This window comes from Acinetobacter sp. YH12152, assembly GCF_013418285.1.
GTDB lineage: Bacteria > Pseudomonadota > Gammaproteobacteria > Pseudomonadales > Moraxellaceae > Acinetobacter > Acinetobacter amyesii.
Map to the genome: position 1 here is coordinate 23,712 of NZ_VPCH01000023.1, position 18,996 is coordinate 42,707.

The following is an 18,996-nucleotide window of genomic DNA, read 5'->3' on the forward strand; positions in this document are numbered from 1 at the left end:
TTGATGCAGTCACTGGATTGAATCTCCGCTTATGGATACTAAAGTTTTATACGTGACAGCTGTGGTCATTGCTGCAGTAAGCGGTGGTTTTTACTATTTCGGTGGAAAGGGTAATAAGCTTCAGGCGGACTCTTCGAAAAGTATGACTTACTCAGCTGAAAACATTAACCTGACGCAGACTGATGAGCAGGGAAAATTGCATATTCGTGCGCAAGTCGATCGACTTGAGCAGGATTTGCAAAAGCAAACTTCTCATTTGGTGAATCTGAAAGCATCGACCTATCAGGATGGTGCTGTCGATGCCACGTTCTTTGCCAAACAAGCCAATGGTATGGATGATAACCAAAAAATCGTACTGAGTGACAATGTGGTTGCAACAAAATTGATGCGTGAAGGGCAAATGGAGTTTCGTACTGAGGAACTAACTGCTTTTCCAAAACAGCGTGAAATAGAAACGGACAAGACTGTAACGGTGATTTCACCACAAGCCGAATTTGTCAGCCAAGGTTTAAAAGCAAATTTAAACGACGGTCAATACGAATTTTTTAATATTCGAGGAAAGTATGAACCATAATTTTAATCGAAAAACTGCAAAAACTTTCCTAAAACGTACAGCGCTACTCGGTTCACTGGCGTTATGTTCAGTTGCAGCTTTTGCTTTGCCTTCAGACCGTAATCAACCAATTTCACTGGTTGCTGATCGTGCAACATTTAATGAAAAGACCGGGATTACGACGTATACCGGTAATGTCATCATTGAACAGGGTTCGATGAAGCTTCAGGCAAACTCAATCGTTGCGAACTTAAACAGCAAAAAAGAGATCAGTACGATTACAGCAACGGGTGGGCCAGCACATTTCCAACAAAAAACTGACCCTGCCAAAGGCTATGCGAAAGGCCAAGCACAGAAAATCGTCTACAATGCTGAAACAGGTATTATCACCATGACGGGTGGTGCTTTGTTGCAACAAGATGGTGCAAGTATTCGTGGTAATAGCTTGAAATACAGTATGAATAAAGGCGATATCGTTGCTGAAGGTACGCCAAATAAATCTGGATCTTCTTCAGGTCGTGTACAAATCGTGATTCCGCCGTCAAGCACTAAGTCCTTCCCAGGAGCACGTGATTAATGGAGCAGACCTCGCAAGTTCAAACTTTATGTATTAAGCATTTAGCCAAAAACTACAGTAAGCGTTGGGTGGTAAAGGATGTGTCCTTTAGCATGCAAAGTGGTCAAATTGTGGGTTTACTTGGTCCAAATGGTGCAGGTAAAACCACAAGCTTCTATATGGTCGTTGGTCTAGTGCGTATGGATAAAGGTGAGATTCATTTAGATGATCTTGATTTGTCTGACTTAGCAATGCATGAGCGCGCACGTAAAGGTATTGGTTATCTACCTCAAGAAGCATCTATTTTTAGAAAATTAACCATTTCTGAAAATATCATGTCGATTTTAGAAACCCGTAAAGATCTAAATAAGCAACAACGTCAGCAACGTTTAACGGAATTGCTTGCCGACTTTAAAATCACACACATCAAAGATTCTCTTGGTATGAGTGTGTCGGGTGGTGAGCGTCGTCGTGCGGAAATCGCGCGTGCGTTAGCGGCAGACCCTAAATTTATGTTGCTAGATGAACCTTTTGCAGGGGTCGACCCTATTTCAGTGGGTGATATTAAAGACATTATCCGAACATTGAAAGATCGTGGTATTGGCGTATTAATTACAGATCATAATGTGCGTGAAACCCTTGCGATTTGTGAGCATGCTTATATCGTGAGCGAAGGTTCAGTGATTGCAGAAGGTACTCCAGAAGAAGTCCTTGCAGATGAAACGGTACGTAAAGTTTATCTTGGTGATGATTTTATCGTTTAATTGAATAATATAAGAAATTTCCCGTTGAATGGCGCTAGTTTCATTCAGCGGGTTTATGTTATTGTCTGAAATGACAAAAACTGAGCGATTAATCTAAAAAATTAACAAGAATTCAGTATACTTTAAACTAAAAATACGACCTGCAAAAATCATGCGATTACGAAAGATGAATGGTCCAGAAGTTGGGCGTCCGCGTAAAAATAAGTGCAATTTCTTTTGTATATTATTATTACCCTTTTCCATTGGTTCAGTGTATGCAGCAGATACTAGCACTGCACAAAGTACCATTCAAAAGACATTAGATAAGATTTTTTTACCTAATAAGCCTAAACCTTCTGCCGAAAAAATTAACATCACCGAACTCAGTAAATATAATTTAGATACCTCACGTGTCCAAGAAATGCCAGCCGTTGCTTATGGTCGAACACAACAAGGCAGCTATAATCCAAACACAGTAGCGAAGAATCTAAGTTTTATTGATGCGATACATATCGCCGTCCAAAGACGTCCAGAAATCACACAAAGTATTGCTACAGTCGCATCGCAAAACGCTAATATTGACCTAGCGAATGCTGCATATTATCCCCAAATTTCAGGTGGATTGAGCACTGCAGATCTGACTAAAGGCGAGCGTGGACGTCAGTTGGTATCTTTAAATGCGACGCAGATGTTATATGACTTTGGTAAAACCAAAAGTGCTGTCGGTATCGAAGAAGCAAAAATGTTACAAGAGCAGGCTAATGTACTTGTAAATTTAGATGAAGTTTCTTTTGATGTTGCAAATGCCATTATCAACATTAAACGATATCAAGAAGTGGCTAAAATTGCGCAGCAGCAAATTGCCGGTGTGAGTCGGATTGCTGAGATTGCTAATTTACGTGCAACCGCAGGGATCAGTAGTCAAGCAGACCCTATTCAAGCCAAGTCAAATTTAGAAGCTGCGGAATCAAATTTAATTGTGCAAGAAACTCAACTTCGACAGTACCAACAGCGACTTCGTACCTTGTTAGGTTTTGATGTAAGTCAGATCAATTGGGTGATACCCGATCGGATCTTAACTGCAGCGGCTTTATATGAGGATCCGGACTTCAAGATGATTCCGAGCATGATGAAAGCACAGGCTGGAGTTCAAGTTGCCAAACTGCAAAAGCAACAGTCAAAATTAAGTGCTTATCCAACCCTCAATGTCAAAGGCAGTCTGAGTCAGGCGGTGAATGGCCGTAATCCAAATAATGATGAAGATGATGGTTTATATAATTCAATCATGTTGGAAGCCACCAGTAATTTTTACCAAGGTGGTGCAATTGCAGCGCAAACACGTGCCGCAAGCTATGCAGAAGAAGCAGCAAAAGCACAAGTAAATACAGTGTATTTGGATGTGATTGATCAAGTCCGAATGATTCGTGAACAAATCGAAAATAAAAAGCGTCAAATGTCGATATTGGTGCAGCGCCGTGAAACAACGGTAAGAACCAAAGAGCTGTATCAAGAACAATATAAATTAGGCACTCGAACGGTTGTCGATCTACTGAATGCAGAGCAAGCCATACATAGTGCCGCACAAGAAATTGTGACATCGCAATATGATATCTACTCAGCACTTGCACAGTACATCCAAGTGACAGGGCGTTCACGAAATATCTATGAACTTAATAATATATCTATTCAGGGGTTTGAAGTTCAGCCATGAGTAATACAATAAATTATCAACCGTGGCTACAAGCGGTTCTGAATATTGCAAAGCATTATCGAATTGAACCCTCTGAAGAACGTATACGGTTGCAGTTGGATTGGGATCAACACAAAAATGCCGATGAACTGGTCGCAGTTATGGCACGCCAAATTGGATTAAGTGTTCGTAAAAACAAATACGACATAAATCTGCTCAATCCATGGCGCTTACCTGTATTGGTTGAGTTTATCAGTGGTGAAGTGGGTGTGGTAGAACGCATCGACGTAGACGGTAATGCCAGTGTCCAATTGAGCGGAGATGAAGGTTTATCTCAAGTCTTCTCTATTGAACGATTGAGCCATGGCGTTCGCAATATATATATTCTACGTCCAGAGTCATCTGTACCCGATGCACGTGTCGATGAATACATCAAGCCGTTTGAAAAAAATTGGTTCTGGTCGATCGTTTTAAAAGACTGGAAACGCTACATCGACATTATGTTTGCTTCATTAATGGCGAATATTTTGGCTCTAGCCACTATTTTGTTCTCAATGAACGTGTACGACCGTGTCATTCCATCTCAATCTGTGCCGACCTTATGGGTACTCGCGGGTGGGGTGTTAATTGCGGCGATATTTGAGTTTGCACTACGTGTTTCACGAATTTATTTGTCGGATATTATTGGTAAACGTGCCGATTTAAAAATATCTGATCGTGTGTTTGGTCATGCATTAAGAATTAAAAATAGCGAACGCTCAAAATCAACGGGTACTTTTATTTCACAGATTCGTGAATTAGAAGGCGTGCGTGAGATGGTCACCTCGACGACTGTTACTGCGATTGCCGACTTACCGTTTTTCTTCTTGTTCCTGTTCATCTTCTGGTTAATTGGCGGCAATCTATTTTGGGTTATGCTGTTGGTGGTTCCTTTGATGATTATTCCAGGGATTTTGGCGCAAAAACCATTGGCTAAACTTGCACAAATGGGTATGCGCGAGTCTTCGATTCGTAATGCCTTATTGGTTGAATCTGTGCAAGGCATGGAAGATATCAAATTACTTCGTGCGGAATCACGCTTCCAAAACCAATGGAACCACATGAATGAAGTGTCTGCTGATGTCAGCATGCGTCAACGTAAAATCGTGGGCTTAATGTCGGCATGGACACAAAAAATTCAGGGTCTAACATTTGCAATCGTTGTACTTGTCGGCTGTTTTGCTGTGATGAAAGGTGAAATGACCACAGGTGCTTTGGTGGCTTGTTCGATTTTGTCTTCACGAATGTTGGCACCGATTTCTGCACTGGCAGGGGTATTAGGTCGTTTACAACAGGCTAAAGTGGCAAAAGCCGGTCTGGATGAGCTCATGAAGAAACCTGTCGATCAACCGGATTATTCTCATCTTATTCATCGACCATCAATTAATGGTCATTATGAACTCAATGGTGTGTCATTTAAGTATGGTGAAGATGACCCACGTCCAAGTCTTTTAATTCCAAAACTGGAAATTAAGGCTGGAGAAAAAATCGCAATTTTGGGCCGTAACGGTGCTGGTAAGTCGACGCTACTCCAATTGTTATCGGGTATGCAAACGCCAGTACAAGGCAAAGTTAAATTAGATGGGATTGAGCTGTCTTTAATTGACCCCGCAGATGTACGCCGTGATATGGGGCTATTGAACCAAAATGCACAGTTATTTTATGGTACGATTCGTGAAAACTTGACCTTGGGTGCTCCGTTGGCTACGGATGAACAATTGATTGAAGTACTGAAAATTACGGGTGCAATTCACTTTGTTCAAGAGAAAAAAGAAGGGCTAGACCATATCATTTTAGAAGGTGGTGTAGGCTTCTCTGGCGGTCAACGCCAAGCTTTGTTGCTTGCACGCTTATTGATTCGTCAACCCAATATTCTATTGCTTGATGAACCTACAGCAGCCATTGATGACGTATCTGAGAAGCAGTTGATCGATCATTTAAAAGGTTATTTACAAAACCGAACTATGGTGGTGGCAACACATCGCCGTGCGGTACTTGAGTTGGTTGACCGCATTATTGTGGTGAATGAAGGTAAAATTGTCATGGATGGGCCTCGTGATCAAATTCTGAATCAGAATGCTCAGAAAAAAGTAGCTGGGGCTTAAATCATGAGTGAAAATAAACAAGAAATACAACGCTCGACCAAAGTCAGCTTTAAAGAGCCACCATTACCGAAATCGAGTTTAATCATTTGGATTATTACGATTGGTCTGGCAATCCTTTTAGTTTGGGCTTGGTTGTTTAAATTAGAAGAAGTCTCTACAGGGACAGGTAAAGTGATTCCATCTTCGAAAGAACAAATTGTTCAGTCGCTTGAGGGAGGGATTTTAACCAAGTTGAATGTGAAGGAAGGTCAAATTGTTGAACAAGGTCAAGTCCTTGCGCAACTTGATCCAACACGCTTCGCATCAAATGTTGGTGAAACCGAGTCTTTACTTGTGGCATCACGTGCGACAGCAGCACGTTTACGTGCAGAAGTGAATGGTACACCATTAACCTTTCCTGAAGATGTTCAAAAGATTCCAACTTTAGTGAAGGAAGAAACCGCTTTATATCATTCACGTCGTGCAAACTTGGAAGAATCTGTTGCCGGCTTAAAACAAGCTTTGGTATTGGTTCAACAAGAATTGGCCATGACTGAACCTTTAGTTGCTAAGGGTGCAGCAAGTGAAGTTGAAGTACTTCGTTTAAAGCGTTCAGCGAATGACTTACAAAATCAGTTAAATGATGTCCGTAACCAATATTTGGTGAAATCACGGGAAGAATTGTCGAAAGCCAATACTGATATTGAATCGCAGCAACAAGTGGTGAAAGGCAAATCGGATACACTCAGCCGTACCGTTTTTAAATCTCCAGTTCGTGGTGTGGTCAAAGAGATTGATGTGATGACATTGGGCGGTGTGATTCCGCAAAATGGTAAATTGATGACCATTGTACCTTTGGATGAACAGCTTTTGGTAGAAGCACGTATTTCACCACGAGATATTGCTTTTATTCGTCCGGGTCAAGAAGCCTTAGTGAAAATTACGGCATATGACTATTCGATCTATGGTGGTCTAAAAGGTAAAGTGACCGTCATTTCACCAGATACGTTACGTGATGAAGTGAAACAAGATCAGTTCTATTATCGTGTTTATATCCGTACAGATAGTGATAAATTAAGCAATAAAGAAGGTAAAAGTTTTAGTATCACTCCGGGTATGGTGGCGACAGTTGATATCCGTACCGGCTCGAAAACTGTACTTGAATATTTAATCAAGCCATTCAATAAAGCCAAAGAAGCACTTCGCGAACGTTAATAACGCAGTGCCAATCAAGCCTCCAGTTTTGGAGGCTTTTTTGTGGATGTAAGTCTTTCAAAAAACGCTATAATATCCGCTGATAGAGGATCTAAAGACGTTATGCCATTTACACTCGCCGCACAGTTTGAATATGAAGAAGACATTAAAAAAAGTTGTTTTCAAGCCATCGCAGTTCCTGTGGAAAATGAACAAGCCGTTAAAGAATTTCTCGAAGCCAATAAGGATATCTCAACAACACATCAGTGTTGGGCATGGAAAATTGGACATACCGTACGTTTTAATGATGATGGTGAGCCTTCAGGCACAGCAGGTCGGCCCATTCTAGCAACCATAGAAGGGAATGACCTAACCAACGTGTTGGTCTTGGTTAATCGTTGGTATGGTGGAATTAAGCTCGGGACTGGGGGCTTGGTACGCGCCTATGGTGGCTGTGCCGGTCAATGTCTGTTGCAGGCTGAAAAAATTGAACTCATTGAGAAGAAAAAAGTGCAATTTAGTTGTCAGTTTAATGAGTGGGCAATTTTCCAATATGAACTCAATCAGCAGCAAATTGAATTTCAGGAAGAATACACAGCGCAAGGTGTAAATGTACTTGCATCATTGCAAATTCATCAAATCCAACCGCTACAGTTAAAGATTCAAGATGTAACTCGCGGACGTGAACAACTGCATATCGTAGAGGCTGCTGAAGATGAATGAAATAGATCCATTATTGAAATATCGAGAGCAACATAAGCATCGTCTAAATTATATGCCTTGGTTGTATTGGTCACTCAAACCGAAAAATCGTGGTTGGGCCGAAGCTTGGCAACAGGAATATCAAGACTATCTCAAATCGATGGAAACCGTTGAAATTGGTGAAAACTGTTTTATATCGCCATTGGCTCATATTTTTGCCGAACCAGGACGTAAGATTGTCATTGGAGATAACAGCTTTATTGCAGCAGATTGTACTTTGCATGGCCCAATTGAAATTGGTAATGAAGTGGCGATCAATCATCACTGTATTATAGATGGTGGGCGAGTGGGCATCAAAATTCACGATCAGGTTCGTATGGCGGCATATTGCCATTTATACGCTTTTGATCATGGAATGGATGTCAATCAACCGATCTATCAACAAGCTGTACGTTCACAAGGGATTGAGATAGAGCGTGATGTTTGGCTAGGTGCGCATGTTGGAATCAAGGATGGCATTCACATTGCTGAGCAGGCTGTGGTCGGCATGAACAGTATGGTGACGAAAAATGTCGAAGCGCGTGCAATCATTGCGGGAAATCCTGCAAAACTCATTCGATATCGTGAATAAATAATCGCCAAATAGGTCATAAATCGTTTTTATGCTTACACAAATGCATGCACAGTGAAACAGAGTTGTGATAAGTTAAAAATAACAAACAACATTTTATAGCCAAGCAATAATAAAACGAGGGCTAATCATGAAACGAGTTATCGCCTGTATCGACTCTTCTCCATGCATTAATGCACTAGCTGATGCTGCTGCTTGGGTTGCTAAACAAACTCACCGTGAGTTGGTTTTACTGCAAATACTTGATTACTATCCGGCAAGTTATCACTTAGGTGAAATCAGTGGAGTGATTGGGTTTGAAAGTAATGCTATGCTCTTGAAAGAACTCGCGGAGTTAGAACAAAAACAAAGTGATTTAGCGTTAGATTATAGTAATAACTTGCTCAAACACATTTCTGAAATGATCCAAGATAAGCATGGTATTCAAACCACCCATATTCAGGAAAAGGGCGACTTCTTAGAGCAAAGTTTTAATGTGTTGCAAGATGACGATATTGTTTTAATTGGTCGCGTGGGTGAACGTTCAGCAGAGCGCAATAAGCCGCTTGGTAGTAATGTTGAAAACTTTATACGTGGTGCAAGTTGTACAGTTATGACTGTAGGGCCAACGTTTAAACCACCGACTCGTTTTATTTTTGCCTATGAATATTCGCCTAAATGCGTTGAGTTAATGAAGCGTGTGGCACAAAGTGATCTACTCAAACTCTTACAATGTCATTTGGTTTATGTTGGAGATCACCCACAAATCTTGGATGATCCAAAAAATTATTTAACCAATGCCGGTCTCGATGTGGTGACAGAATACCGTTATGGCGATGTTTCGGAAAATATTCTGGACTATCAACAAGAGCATGGCATTCAGTTAATCGTACTTGGCGCTTTTAGCCACAGTAAAATCCATCAGTTCTTCTTGGGCAGTATCACCACCAGTATTTTCAGAAATTCGAGTGTTCCATTGTTGGTTGTAAAATAAGTTGAGCAAACGAACAGAGTTGATTTAAAAACAATCAGAGTTATCCTCATAAATTGTGGATAACTCTGTGTGCAGTGTTTATAAGTAATTGTTTTGAAAATAAAATACTGTATTGATTATTTTTTATACCTTTACTCAAGATGTCTAAAAAACACCTCGATTAAGATTATTTAACGATTGCAATTGCAAAACCATCATGACCTTTACAACCTACAGTTTGAAGTGCCGTGCAGGATAAAATTTTCGGATGATTTTGCATAGCTTTGAACATATCACGAATACCTTCAATGCTTGGTTTATGGTTTTCAGCATTCAGAATCTCACCTGCACGAATCACATTGTCTAAAACAATCACTGTACCTGAATGAGATAAATTTAAGCTTAATTCTAAATATTCAGGGTAGCTCTGTTTGTCTGCATCGACAAAAATAAAGTCAAAAGGTTCGGTATCTTCAGGAAGGGCACGTAAAATATCTGCCGCACGACCACATTTCAGTTCTATCGTTTGTGCAAGCTTTGCATTATCAATATTTTCTTGACCGAGGGCAGCATGTGTATCACGACCTTCAATGGTCAGAATGTAACCATCTTCAGGTAAGGCACGTGCTAACCACATGGTGCTATAGGCTGCAAAAGTTCCAAGTTCTAAAACGCGTTTACACTTGTTCATTTGGATTAACATTTGAAGCAGCATGCCTTGATTAGCCGCTACAGCAAGATGATCAGGAAAGCCACGTTCATCCGTATGTTGAAGTGTTTGGGTCAATATTGGATCTTCAGGAATTAAATGTGAATCGATGTAAGCATCAATGTCTGTCCACATTTGTTGCATGTTGTCGCACCTCGTGATTGATGCAAGCATTTTAAACCTTTCCACCAACATCGCAATTTATTGTTCTATATTTGAATATTTTATGTACAAAAAAGACCTCCGAAGAGGTCTTGATATGACGATGTAATGTTTTAGTAATTACACATTGATGAGCGACTTGAGTGATCAGGCCCCCAAGTACGGTAGCCTTGAGTATCAATATGAATTTGTCCGCTGGCATATAAACCTAATCCCATATTGAGACTCTGCCCGTGTTGTGACCAAAATTGGCATAAACGGAACTTGGTATTTTCAATATAACTGTAGTCTTCGGGCTGCGGGTACGCAGGTCCAATACGGAAATCAATCGCAGAGTTGTATAAGTGACGAGATGAACTTGCACCACCGGCACACTGGTTCAAAGGCAAATCACGATAAACCGATGTCACTTCAAAGTCCGTTAAGATATTGGCAGCTACTAAATATTTAAAGACACGTAAGGTTGCAATTTGGTTTTGCCATAATTCACGGTTAGGTACCATATATTCTGAGCGACCACATTTTTGCCAGTCACGTGCAGTACGCATCAACTCAAATGAAGGAATGATATTGCCTACACCATTTTTCTCTAAAAAGACTTCATAGTCTCGAACGCGACGTAAATTATCGACAGACGCGACCCACGAATTGTAGGCATAAGGCACCACTTTAGGCGGGGCTTGTCTGATGGTCGTCACTTTTTCTTGAGGTATGTAAATACGTTTACCGTCGGGAGTTGTAATAGTGTGACCTTGTTTTTGTGGTGTAGTTGTACAACCAATGAAAACAAGAGGGAATATTGCAACGGACAATAATCCCTTGAGTAAATGCTTCATTATAGAAATCAATTATTTATAAACTCGTTCTATTTTAATCCAATTTGATTGAGAAAATTTGAATAATTTGCAATGAAATGTGTGCTTTAAGTATAAAAAAAGATCAGCATGTGCTGATCTTTTCATGAAAGCGTAAAATTACTTTTCAAGATATTGTAATTTATCAGCTTTACCGTTCCATTCTTCACGGTCGGCAGGTTGATCACCAATTTGAGTGATGTTCGGCCATTTTTGAGAAAGTTCAGTATTAAGTTCGATAAATACTTCTTGACCTTCAGGTAACTCATCTTCAGAGAAAATCGCGTTAGCTGGACACTCAGGTTCACATAGCGCACAGTCGATACATTCATCTGGATTAATAACAAGGAAGTTTGGACCTTCATAGAAACAGTCAACAGGGCAAACTTCTACGCAGTCTTGATATTTACATTTAATACAGTTTTCAGTGACAACAAAGGTCATGGCGACAGCTACCTAAAAAATATGGTTCTAATAAACTAATGGTGTATTTTAGGCAAAAAATAGGGTAACTAACAATTCCTTTTATTGATAATTATTATATGCAGTGCTGTTAAAATCACTAAAAACTGAACAATTTATGTAAATTTCACAATGAATGAGAATCATACTCAAAAACTAATTAAATTACATCTGTTTATCGAACAATATTTTTATGTGCATTTTAAGCATGAAACATTTTAGAACATTAATTTTTTATCAATTTATTGCTGAATAGCCGCAGTAATAGATAGCAAACATTCACTAATTTACGCGTTTGAATGGTGTCAATGCAAAGAACACCTTCATTGGTGTTCTTTGCATATCTCATCTATCGCTTCTGCTCAATTTAGATCTTAAGTAAATCCTTTAAAGCGTAAAGCTGTTGTAATGCTTCACGTGGACTTAAGTTATCGATATCAATATCTGCTAAGGCATCAAGTACGGGCGATGTTTTTTCAACTTCAACTACGCGTTCAATGACTTCAGGCTCTGCGAGTGCCGAGAATAGATCGGTTTGTACAGCAGTATTGAGTTGCTGTTTTTGCTGAGTTTCTAAAATACGAAGTCGATTTTGCGCTTCTTTGATCACTGCTGCGGGAATACCCGCAAGCTTTGCCACCTGTAGACCATGACTTTGACTCGCCGGGCCTTGTTGGACTTTATGTAGTAGGATCAAGTTGCCATTTAGCTCACGGGCAGTGACATGATAGTTATCGATATTAGCGTCTTTGCCTAATTCAGTGAGCTCAAAATAATGCGTTGCAAATAGGCATAAACATTTAATGCGACGCGTGAGATCGAGCACACATGCCCACGCCAAAGATAAGCCATCATAGGTACTCGTACCACGTCCGACTTCATCCATCAGTACCAGTGATTGATTGGTCGCATGATGTAGAATCTGTGAGGTTTCAGTCATTTCCACCATGAAGGTTGATTTACCAGTAGACAAGTCGTCTGCAGATCCTATACGGGTAAATATCCGATCGATCGGCCCTAAAATGGCAGATTGGGCAGGGACAAAGCTACCACAGTAGGCCAATAAGCTGATTAAGGCAGTTTGGCGCATAAAGGTCGATTTACCGCCCATATTTGGCCCTGTGATAATCGCCATGCGGTGATTAAAGTCCAAACTGGTATCATTTGGGGTAAATGCCGATTTGCTCAGAGATTCCACAACAGGGTGACGTCCAGCTTTGATTTTAATACCAACTTCAGGGCTATATTCAGGACGTGACCAATTGCGTAATCGAGCTTGATGGGCAAAATTGGCCAATAAATCAATTTGCGCTATAGCGGCACTCATCATTTGTAAGTTGCCAATATCTGCACGTAACTCATCAAGTAATAGCTCAAAGAGCATTTTTTCGCGCGCTAATGCACGTGACTCACTCGAAAGCACCTTATCTTCAAAAGATTTCAACTCAGGGGTAATGTAGCGTTCCGCATTTTTTAGGGTTTGGCGGCGAATATAATGATCAGGTGCTTGCTCAGCCTGCGCTCGAGTGAGTTCAATATAGTAGCCACTGACACGGTTATAGCCAATTTTTAAGGTTGAAATTCCGGTTTGTTCACGCTCTTTGATTTCGAGATCAATGAGGAATTGTCCTGCATGGTCACGAATTTTACGCAGTTCATCAAGTTCAGTGTCGAAACCCTCGGCAATCACATTACCATCACGTAAAAGCACTGGCGGGTTTTCTACGATGGCAGACATGAGACGCTCATGTAAGCCGTGAAAATCACCCATTTCATCATTTAACTGAGCGATCAGCTTAGATTGGTGTGACTGAATGATCGGTTCAAGTGCATGTCGAAGATAGGGAATTTGTGCACAAGTTTGACGTAACTGAACTAGGTCTCGTGGTCGAGCACTGCCGAGAGCTACACGAGATAGCACACGTTCAATATCACCAATTTCTTTGAGAACTAAGCGTATCGGAGACTCATGATAGCCTTGCAGCATCGCTTGTGATGCATCTAAACGTGCATCCAATAAAGCGGTATCTCGTAAAGGCTGCATTAAGGTACGACTTAATAGACGGCCACCCATCGCAGTTTGGCAATCATTGATCAGTTGGAACAGGGAAGTGCCATGTTCAAATAAAGGATCAATCAGTTCTAAGTTACGACGAGTGACGGGGTCGAGCGCCACGAAATCACTACTTTGTTCAAGTTGAATGCTGCGGATATGTGGTAAAGCAGTTTTTTGAGTGACTTTTGCATAGTGAATCAAAGCCGCAGCGGCAGCTTTCGCCAAAGGTAAATGGTCAATACCAAAACCTGAAAGTGTGGCTACTGCAAATTGGTCACACAGCGTTTTTTGCGCGTTATTTAAATTGAAGTCGACATTTGGACGCTTGGTAACAGGGCAGTCTAATTGACGTTTAATTTGCTCGACAATATTCGGGTCAATGAGATCTTCATCAATCAAAATTTCGCTCGGCATTAAACGAGAAAGTTCGATTGCCAATTGTTCCAGCTGATAGTCCATTTGCTGAACTTTGAAAATACCTGCACTGAGGTCCAGTAAAGCAATCCCGATCTGATTTTGTTGTAAGCAGATTGCGACTAAATTTGAACTTTGATGAGAGGCAATCAGTGCATCGTCCGTTAATGTCCCCGGGGTAATGATACGGACAATACCGCGCTCAACTGGCCCTTTGCCTGTCACCTCACCAATTTGCTCGCAGATCACCACTGTTTCACCTTTTTTTACAAGGCGGGCTAGATAGCCTTCAGCCGCATGGTAGGGGACGCCAGCCATAGGAATAGGCTCACCATTGGCTTTACCACGATGTGTCAGTGTAATTCCTAAGAGTTTTGCTGCTTTATGCGCATCTTCAAAAAAGAGCTCATAAAAATCACCCATCCGATAAAACATCAGTGAATGCGGATTTTGCATTTTGACTGACATGTACTGTTGCATCATCGGGGTCAGGGTTGAAAGGTCAACTTTGGAATTATCAGCTTGCATGAAACGAAATACCTTAAAATAAAAATTTGTGCGCTGCTAAACGAAAAACACTGTTTTGATGAAAATTGGATTTAGAAAAAGTCCTTATATTTATTTTGTCTCTTCATTCAAAACCACAGGTGTACGTTAACAAATCGTGTTGCTGATTCTAGCAAAAAAAGTGGTAGGAAAATGCCAGAAAAGGTTTGTCTGCATGTAAAAAAAGCAGTCAAAATATTATTTATAAACGCTAAAAAGTCTGTGTGTAAATTCAACAATGGATACATTTACAAAGCGATAAACTGACTCAAACATCAAGCTGCGCTTCAGCCTGAGCTAATCGATATTGGTTGCGACAGCTACCTTTTGCAAGGTAAAGTGCACGATCGGCAGCCTATATAAATTTCTGAATTTGATAAGATTTGGATGGAATGATCGTTTCCGTACCGATGCTAATCTTCACAAATTTAGACATATGGCTGGCTGGATGTGGAAGTTCGAGTGATTAAATTCTGCGTAATAAATCGGCTGCCAAAGGTTCAATTTTCAGCTTCAGTTAACACCCTAAAGAGGAGTAAAAACTCTTCGCTGCCATAGTGTGCAGCTAACTCACCATTTCGATTAGTGATTTGAGACAAAACCTCTGCAATTTGGGTCAGGCAGATGTCACCCGCCTGATGACCTAAATGATCATTTTAATTTTCAAAAATTCGATATCGATCACTATGATGCTTAAAGGCTGTTGATGGCGTAGGGCATAATGCCATAGCTGTTCTAAAGCTCCTTATAACGGACAACGGTTTGCTAGCCCAGTCAGTGGTCATGTTCTACCAACCCGCAACCATGGCAATATAAAAACGCATACCAACAAAGGCATAGATGATGACCAAGGCATACTTCATGGCTGCATGTAATAGCGCATCATTGTGATCATTACCAATCACAGTAAAGATGATAAATATGATTGCAACAGCGCACATCGAGCCTAGACAAGTATAAACATTAAAATAAGGGGTTAATGCGGAAAAAAAGAAAAATCCCATGCAATCAGAATGATAAACACTACCCAAATATACAAAGGAATCTACAAAACTGCGTTATGGAATCACTTGATAAATCCCCGAACATAACAGGGCATACAGGAGAAAAATAATGATCCCGCGAAAACGAAATTCTTTCGCCGCTTCATCACGGTAGAGCGGCTGATAAATGGATTCTAAATTTGGCGTAAAATAAACTTTATTTAATCTATTTTTGATTAAACTCTCTATTTCATCCCGATGAAGTAACTTTGAGCCTTTTAATTTCATAATTCGATATGCTCATAAAAAATTTAGGATATGTGCACAACTTTTTTGTCTATATTTAACCCGTATTTATCTCTAATATAAGATTTGTATAAAATTTAACAAGTGATTTTGAGTTTTAAAATGATTAAAAAATAAAGGCTTATATAATAATTATGTGAATAATGGCATATTCAAGTAAATGCAGAAATGAAAAAAACCGATCCTGAGATCGGTTTTAAAATATGTAGATCGAATTAAATGTTGTATTGCATTATGGTTTATAGAGGCCAAGTTCAATCAAATGCAGTCGTAGTATACGGCGCAGTTCAAGTACAGCTTCTGGGGTTTCTTGAATCGAATGACCACCTTTAATGATCTTTTCTGAAACAGCACCCTCTAAATGCGCACTGGTGTATGGCACGACATCATCCGAGATTACATTTTTATCTTGGCTATTGGTGTTATTTCCCATAATTGAATGAAACTTCAAACCTTTACGTGGCTGAATATCTTCAGTGAGCGCAATAAATTTGGATTGGTGGCTTAAGTCACTTGGTCCATTTTGGATTAAGCCGTGGTCGATTTCACGGAATAAATCTTTCAGGTCTTCTTCCTGAGTTAACACATCACCCATGGCTGATAAGAAAGCGCCCGGAAGTTTAATGATTTTTCGAGCAGCTTTGGTAAACCAACGATCTGCGTATTCAGTACCACGATGCGGTGCAGCCAAGAAAATCGCACGGCTGAAATTTGGAATATCGTCAATTACCATACGCTGCTTCACGACTGGAATATTGCGGTACTGATTTAATTGACGTGAGTTCATCATTTTCAAAGCAGATTGTGTGGTATCGGCTTGGCTAACCAGTAGTCGTGCAATAATTCCGCCCATACTATGACCAACTAAAACCGCATCTTTTTTAGCTGCAGCATTGGCGTCGACTTTATTAAAAGTTTGAGTCAATATGGAATAAATTTGGAAGCGGCTTTCAATAATCGGCATGTTGGTTGAGTAGAACACTTGCCACACTTGATAGTGCTCACGTAGCACTGAATCGCCCATAATATCGTTGGTGAGACGAATCCATGCTTCAGGGCTACTAGCAAGACCATGTACCAAAACGATGACTTTTTTGTCAGGATTATATGGTTCAAGCATGTATAAATGTGGCATCGTGAGTTTTTCATCACGGTCAATCAGGGATAAATACGCTGCCTTGCCCAAGTTGTTTTGTGCTAACCAAAGACCATAAGGTGCAGAAAAATTGGCTGCAAGGGCATAGTTTTTATTGGCAATATTGACCTGTTCATATTTGTACGGGTCGTAAGCCTTAATTTGAAACTCATGCTGATTTAAAATTTGATCAACTGAAGTTGTGGTGCTTACAGGTTCCGCTGTTAAGGTTGCAGCTAAATAGCGCGCTTGATGGATATTAGGGTTTGAACCAGACGGATATTTAAAATCTATTGGGTTGATAATGTATTTGGCTTTGCCTGTTTCAACTGTATGTTCTTCGGGTAAAACCACAAGGAATTCGGAACCAAAACCATCTCGGCGGGTAATTGAACGTAAACCTGAGAAGTTGAGGTTATAGGTTGACATCAATTGTTCAATTTTACGATTTTTGAGTTCTGGGTAATGGCTGAAGTCAATATGATAGGTGGTTTGTCCGACTTTGATCTGTTGGGTGACTTCTTGCGGTTTATAACGTAGTGCATAGCTGCTAACCAGTTTAGCAATCCCTTGATTATAGAAATCTCGGATTTGAACTTGGCGGTTATCAAAAATACGGTCAGCAGGCGCACGTTTGGTTTTAAACATATAGGCATAGCTATAGCGAATACTTTTATCCAGTAGCGTCAGCTGTTGATCTAAACATTTGTTATAAGTGTCTTGTTCAATTTTTTGTTTTTCTTCTGATTTGTGGCTACTCAGTAAACCTAATTTACAGGCAGAAGAAGACTCATATTCAATGGCTTTTGCTAAATATAATTCACTTGCCGTAGACAGTAACTGTTCGTCTTGAATTTGTGGGATTTGTTGTAGTTCATCAACACAGGCTTTCGGGTCTTCTATACACGCTTTGGCTTCACGACCTGTCATCGACAAGACATTTAAACTGGCTTCGCTGAGTTTGTTTCGAGAAATAATACTTTCACGTTCATTGGCAATAGAAACGTTGAGTTTTTGGTTTTTGACACTGACGACCTGACATCCACTCAGGACGCTGGTACTCATGATTCCAAGGAGCAGTATTGTTTTAGTATTTAGCTGCATAAAGGGGTCGCACATTGGGTTAAATATTTTCAAATCATACGATAATTGTCAGGATTTTCAATTCGCCATAAATGAAAAAAGACCGTTAAAACGGTCTTTTTTCAAAAGTATTTTCTAAATCGTTACAATTAAGACGCAGCTTTAGGCGGATTTAAAACTTGCCAAACATTCCAACGGCCTTGCTTTTCAATTTCTTGAATTAAGCGGTCAGCGACTTCGCCTTCTTGTGGGTATTTCACTTTGTAGTTCTTTAAGACCTGAATCGCGTTCTTTTTTTGTTCCATCGCAATATAGTTATTTGCTGCAGAAAGATAGGCTTCTTGAACACCTGCTTTCATCGCTTTGTCTAAGTATGGAATCGCTTCACGTTGACCACCACCTTCAGATAAACCAAAACCGAACCAGAAGTTTGCTTCAGCATCATCTTGGTTGATTTTTAAAATACGTTGTGCGTAAGTTAATGATTTAGTTGTGTACACAGAACCTAAGTCGAGGTTACGTGCCATCACACTGGCTTTAAATGCACGAACTAAAATATCAAAAGAAGCATTGTCTTTAGACGCAAGCGTATCTAATTTTTGCGTCACTTCTTTAAGTTTAAGCTCAAACCCTTTGCGTTCTTGGCGTTGAACAAAACGTGGTGGATAGTGACGTGCTTTACCTTCAACAAGCTGTAAGAAATCATCAATTTCAGTAATGTCGATTTCATTGTCACCTGCTAAAGCAGCAAATTTCATCGAACGTTCTTTGCTGTCAACAGTGGGGATAATCAGGCGGTTTTCTTCAAGAGTTAATTGCTTAGATGGGTCGGTTGGGCTAGTTACCACCATCTTAGTCACAGGCTGTGCTGCAGCTTTTTGTAAATTTAATTCAAAAGGAGGTGGTGCATCGTAGTTAAATGGGTTGAGTGCGTAGAAAGGTGGAGTCAGTTCAGGCTCTACAAAAATCATGGCATCTTTAGGAGCATTATTTTTAGTTGGGGCGCTTCCACAAGCGGCAAGGGTTAAAGCAATACAAGCAACTGCCAAGGGCTTAAGCGTCATATGATTCATCCATTAATTTATTTTATACAAAAAAGCATGTTGGTCAGTCTAAAAAAACTCTGAACAACATGCAAGTTA

At 40.2% G+C, this 18,996-nt stretch carries 18 protein-coding genes; 9 read left to right on the forward strand and 9 right to left on the reverse strand.

Going from position 1 to position 18,996, the window contains the following annotated elements:
* Positions 1-31: 31 nt before the first annotated feature.
* The 9 genes from lptC to FTU83_RS09180 all read left to right on the forward strand — a co-directional run bounded on the left by lptC (position 32) and on the right by FTU83_RS09180 (position 9,165).
* A complete protein-coding gene (gene lptC / locus FTU83_RS09140; RefSeq protein ID WP_180007749.1) occupies positions 32-574 on the forward strand; it encodes an LPS export ABC transporter periplasmic protein LptC in 543 nt (180 codons plus the stop codon).
* Positions 564-1,130 (forward strand): lipopolysaccharide transport periplasmic protein LptA, encoded by a 567-nt coding sequence (gene lptA, locus FTU83_RS09145; protein WP_111883783.1) that lies wholly within the window; start codon positions 564-566, stop codon positions 1,128-1,130. Before lptC ends, lptA begins: the two co-directional genes overlap by 11 nt.
* A complete protein-coding gene (lptB, locus tag FTU83_RS09150) occupies positions 1,130-1,873 on the forward strand; it encodes an LPS export ABC transporter ATP-binding protein (RefSeq protein WP_180040050.1) in 744 nt (247 codons plus the stop codon). Before lptA ends, lptB begins: the two co-directional genes overlap by 1 nt.
* Positions 1,874-2,039: 166 nt before the next feature.
* On the forward strand, positions 2,040-3,563 hold the full coding sequence (locus tag FTU83_RS09155) for a TolC family protein (RefSeq protein WP_180040100.1): 1,524 nt from the start codon (positions 2,040-2,042) through the stop codon (positions 3,561-3,563).
* Positions 3,560-5,686: a type I secretion system permease/ATPase gene (locus FTU83_RS09160; RefSeq protein ID WP_078193563.1), complete on the forward strand. Its 2,127-nt coding sequence runs from the start codon at positions 3,560-3,562 to the stop codon at positions 5,684-5,686. The genes FTU83_RS09155 and FTU83_RS09160 overlap by 4 nt, the downstream gene beginning before the upstream one ends.
* 3 nt (positions 5,687-5,689) lie before the next feature.
* Complete coding sequence (locus tag FTU83_RS09165) at positions 5,690-6,880, forward strand: HlyD family type I secretion periplasmic adaptor subunit (RefSeq protein WP_180106177.1); 1,191 nt, start codon at positions 5,690-5,692, stop codon at positions 6,878-6,880.
* Between the two features lie 102 nt (positions 6,881-6,982).
* Positions 6,983-7,582 (forward strand): YigZ family protein, encoded by a 600-nt coding sequence (locus tag FTU83_RS09170; protein WP_180106175.1) that lies wholly within the window; start codon positions 6,983-6,985, stop codon positions 7,580-7,582.
* Positions 7,575-8,192, forward strand: coding sequence for a DapH/DapD/GlmU-related protein (locus FTU83_RS09175; RefSeq protein WP_180106173.1), 618 nt, complete (start codon positions 7,575-7,577; stop codon positions 8,190-8,192). Before FTU83_RS09170 ends, FTU83_RS09175 begins: the two co-directional genes overlap by 8 nt.
* 130 nt (positions 8,193-8,322) lie before the next feature.
* Positions 8,323-9,165 (forward strand): universal stress protein, encoded by an 843-nt coding sequence (locus tag FTU83_RS09180; RefSeq protein ID WP_078188753.1) that lies wholly within the window; start codon positions 8,323-8,325, stop codon positions 9,163-9,165.
* Between the two features lie 166 nt (positions 9,166-9,331).
* On the opposite strand, the gene FTU83_RS09185 is transcribed toward FTU83_RS09180, so the two are convergent.
* From FTU83_RS09185 to FTU83_RS09215, 9 genes are all read right to left on the reverse strand, one after another.
* Complete coding sequence (locus tag FTU83_RS09185; protein WP_078193558.1) at positions 9,332-9,997, reverse strand: O-methyltransferase; 666 nt, start codon at positions 9,995-9,997, stop codon at positions 9,332-9,334.
* 131 nt (positions 9,998-10,128) lie between these two features.
* Entirely contained in the window at positions 10,129-10,851 is a 723-nt protein-coding gene (locus tag FTU83_RS09190) for a D-Ala-D-Ala carboxypeptidase family metallohydrolase (RefSeq protein WP_078188751.1), read from the reverse strand.
* Positions 10,852-10,989: 138 nt separating this feature from the next.
* The gene (gene fdxA / locus FTU83_RS09195; RefSeq protein WP_004651686.1) at positions 10,990-11,313 is read right to left on the reverse strand and encodes a ferredoxin FdxA; all 324 of its coding nucleotides are present in this window, start codon (positions 11,311-11,313) and stop codon (positions 10,990-10,992) included.
* Between the two features lie 385 nt (positions 11,314-11,698).
* Entirely contained in the window at positions 11,699-14,329 is a 2,631-nt protein-coding gene (gene mutS / locus FTU83_RS09200; RefSeq protein ID WP_180003853.1) for a DNA mismatch repair protein MutS, read from the reverse strand.
* A 518-nt stretch (positions 14,330-14,847) separates the two neighbouring features.
* Positions 14,848-14,946 (reverse strand): hypothetical protein, encoded by a 99-nt coding sequence (locus FTU83_RS17425; RefSeq protein WP_257222568.1) that lies wholly within the window; start codon positions 14,944-14,946, stop codon positions 14,848-14,850.
* A gap of 189 nt (positions 14,947-15,135) precedes the next feature.
* Positions 15,136-15,288 carry a hypothetical protein gene (locus FTU83_RS17430; RefSeq protein WP_257222567.1) on the reverse strand — a complete coding sequence of 51 codons (153 nt, stop codon included), beginning with the start codon at positions 15,286-15,288 and terminating at the stop codon, positions 15,136-15,138.
* Positions 15,289-15,405: 117 nt separating this feature from the next.
* Positions 15,406-15,618, reverse strand: a complete 213-nt coding sequence (locus FTU83_RS17435; RefSeq protein ID WP_257222565.1) for a hypothetical protein — start codon at positions 15,616-15,618, stop codon at positions 15,406-15,408.
* 250 nt (positions 15,619-15,868) lie between these two features.
* A complete protein-coding gene (locus FTU83_RS09210; protein WP_373683043.1) occupies positions 15,869-17,836 on the reverse strand; it encodes an esterase/lipase family protein in 1,968 nt (655 codons plus the stop codon).
* A gap of 167 nt (positions 17,837-18,003) precedes the next feature.
* The gene (locus FTU83_RS09215) at positions 18,004-18,918 is read right to left on the reverse strand and encodes an ABUW_2363 family tetratricopeptide repeat lipoprotein (protein WP_180003856.1); all 915 of its coding nucleotides are present in this window, start codon (positions 18,916-18,918) and stop codon (positions 18,004-18,006) included.
* Positions 18,919-18,996: the final 78 nt, after the last annotated feature.